Annotated in this window: 5 protein-coding genes; 4 read left to right on the top strand and 1 reads right to left on the bottom strand. The window is 73.9% G+C overall.

Annotated features, from left to right (window positions below; all coding sequences use genetic code 11):
• Positions 1 to 134 precede the first annotated feature (134 nt).
• Positions 135 to 854, bottom strand: a complete 720-nt coding sequence (locus tag ACTWQJ_RS50015; protein ID WP_443312987.1) for a nucleopolyhedrovirus P10 family protein — start codon at positions 852 to 854, stop codon at positions 135 to 137.
• An 89-nt stretch (positions 855 to 943) separates the two neighbouring features.
• Between ACTWQJ_RS50015 and ACTWQJ_RS50020 the strand changes: the two genes are divergently transcribed.
• From ACTWQJ_RS50020 to ACTWQJ_RS50035, 4 genes are all read left to right on the top strand, one after another.
• A complete protein-coding gene (locus tag ACTWQJ_RS50020; RefSeq protein ID WP_443312988.1) occupies positions 944 to 1,420 on the top strand; it encodes an Asp23/Gls24 family envelope stress response protein in 477 nt (158 codons plus the stop codon).
• A 60-nt stretch (positions 1,421 to 1,480) separates the two neighbouring features.
• Positions 1,481 to 1,666, top strand: a complete 186-nt coding sequence (locus tag ACTWQJ_RS50025) for a hypothetical protein (protein WP_385515854.1) — start codon at positions 1,481 to 1,483, stop codon at positions 1,664 to 1,666.
• Positions 1,663 to 2,046, top strand: coding sequence for a hypothetical protein (locus tag ACTWQJ_RS50030; protein ID WP_443312989.1), 384 nt, complete (start codon positions 1,663 to 1,665; stop codon positions 2,044 to 2,046). The genes ACTWQJ_RS50025 and ACTWQJ_RS50030 overlap by 4 nt, the downstream gene beginning before the upstream one ends.
• Positions 2,043 to 2,658: DUF6286 domain-containing protein (locus ACTWQJ_RS50035; RefSeq protein ID WP_443312990.1), on the top strand; the 616-nt coding region annotated here is incomplete at its 3' end. The genes ACTWQJ_RS50030 and ACTWQJ_RS50035, both read left to right, overlap by 4 nt.

A 2,658-nucleotide genomic window follows, 5' to 3' on the forward strand; every position in this document is an offset into this window, starting at 1 on the left:
GCCGAGCGTGGGGGAGTCGGCGACCGACGACAACGCCGGTGGGGGCACCTCCCGCTCGAGCGAAGCCGAGAGTGGGGGAGGGCGTGCCGGCCCCCGCGTCTGCGGCATGATCCGCCGGACAGGCCCTGGGACGGTCAGCCGACCGCCGTGATCAGTACCGCCACCGTGGGGTGATCCGGCAGCGCCTCTCCCACTTTCGCGCGGACCTCCCGGGCCACGTCCACGGCCCGGTGGTCCGCGCGTACCGCCAGTTCGATCCGCACATGGCGGCGCGGGAGCGCGCGGTCGCCCGGCTCCTCCTCGAGATGCACCGCCCGGCCCACACCGCCCAGCGCCCCGGTCAGACGGCTCACGCCCTGGACGGCGAGGGCGGCGTCGGCCACCAGGGCTTCCTCGGCGTCTGTCGACTCCCGCGCCTGCGGCGGCTCCGGGGGTGGTACGGCGTCGGGTTCCGCCTCCTGGCCCAGCAGGGCGGTCACCCGCAGGTCGACCTCCGCCACCGTCAGCCCGAGCCGCTGCGACGCGGCCGCCGCCAGGGCCGTACGCAGCCGGGAGGCCGCCGTCGGCAGCGGTTCGGCGGCCGTCGCCGCGAAGTCGGCGGTCACACGCAGAGGTCCGGGCGGCAGGGCGCTCGGTGGTGGCGGTACGGCGGGCTCATGGGCGCCCTCCGGATCGGCCAGGCTGATCCCGACCGCGCCCAGCCGCACGCCGGGCACCGCGCCCGCCGCGTGCCGCAGCACCGCCTCCACCGCCCGCTCCGTGATCCACGCGCCGTCGCGCGGGCCGCCCAGCGGCAGAAGCCTGCCGAGCCCCAGTTGCCGCCGTACCGCCCGCGTCCATCCGTCCGCCGTCATTGCTCCAGCCTGCCGCATCCCTGGCGCGCAACCGAGCAACCCCACTTACCGTGGTCGAAGGGGACGACGACCGAAAGGGACGCACGGCCATGACCGATATGAACCGGACACAGGCCCCCGAAAGCGAAACCCAGCCTCCGGTACAGACCCGCAAGCCCACCCGGCGTGGCGGCGGCGATCCGGGGACCCGGGGGAGGACCACCATCGCCGACGGGGTCGTCGAGAAGATCGCCGGACTCGCCGCCCGCGACGTCCTCGGCGTGCATGCGTTGGGCAGCGGACTGAGCCGCACCTTCGGGGCCGTACGCGAGCGGGTGCCCGGCCAGGCGAAGTCCGTGACGCGCGGGGTGAAGGCCGAGGTCGGAGAGGTGCAGACCGCGCTCGACCTGGAGATCGTCGTCGACTACGGCGTCTCGATCGCCGATGTCGCGCGGGCCGTGCGGGAGAACGTGGTCTCGGCCGTGGAGCGGATGACCGGGCTCGAGGTCGTCGAGGTCAACATCGCGGTGAGTGATGTCAAGCTTCCGGAGGAAGAAGAAGAGGAGACGGAACCCCGGATCCAGTGACGCCCCGGCGACCGGAACACCGTACGGCTGACGCGCCGCTGACTAGCTGAGGAGCGCACGATGAGCATGGCCCTGGTCGGCATGATCGCCGGAATGGCCCTGGGCTTCGCCGGGTACTTCGGCGGGTTCGGTGCCTTCCTGCTGGTGGCGGCCCTGGGCGCCGTCGGGTTCGTCGTCGGCCGGTTCCTGGAGGGGGACCTGGAGGTCGGCGACTTCTTCCGTTCGCGTGGCGAACGCCGGCGGTGACGCCCGTGAGCAGTGCGGCCGCCGAACCTCGCAGACCGGTCACCGTCGTACCTCCGGGCGAGCGCGGGGCGACCCGGATCGCCGACCGCGTGGTCGCGAAGATCGCCGCGCAGGCGGCCCGGGAGGCGCTCGGCACGCTGCCGCCCGAGGCGGCCCGCCCGCACGCCACGGTCGTCGTGCACCACGACGCCGCCCGGGTCCGCATCCACCTCGAGCTCGACTACCCCAGCGACATCGGTGCCCGCTGCGGGCAGGTGCGTCGCCAGGTCGTCGAACGGGTAGGCGCGTTGGTGGGAATGGACGTTCCGGAGGTCGCCGTCCAGGTGGAGCGGCTGCATCTGGCAGCGGCGCACGGCGCGGCGCAGGGGAGGACGCGATGAGCGAGTCCCAGGGCTCCGACGGCACCACACAGCAACTGCCGGTCATCGAGAAGGAGCCGGCCGAGCCCGAACTCGGCCAGTCCGCCTCGTCGGCCGCCTACGAACCGCTGCCGGCCGCCGACGCGGACAACGGCGGAAACCACCGCTTCTGGTCGGCCCGCCGTATCCCCGCGGGCATCGCCGCGCTGCTGCTCCTCGTCGTCGCGGGCACCTTCCTCTACGACATCGCCGCCGTCCGGGCCGACCAGCCGCCCATGCGCTGGCGCCGGGAACTCGCCCGCCAACTCGCCGAACGCCCCCTCGACGACACCTGGGTCCTCGTCGGCGCCGGCGTCGCCGCCGCCCTCGGCCTCTGGCTGATCGTGCTGGCCATGACGCCCGGACTGCGAGCCGTTCTGCCGATGCGGCGCACCCATGCCGACGTACGCGCCGGACTGCACCGCGACGCCGCCGCGACCGTGCTGCGCGACCGGGCCATGGAGGTGTCCGGTGTGCAGTCGGTACGGGTCCGGATGCGCCGCAGGAGGGCCGACGTACGGGCGGTCTCGCACTTCCGTGAACTGGACGAGGTACGCGCCGACCTGGACAGCGTGCTCGCCGACGCGATCAGGG

Source organism: Streptomyces sp. KR55, assembly GCF_052245645.1.
Lineage (GTDB): Bacteria > Actinomycetota > Actinomycetes > Streptomycetales > Streptomycetaceae > Streptomyces > Streptomyces flavusporus.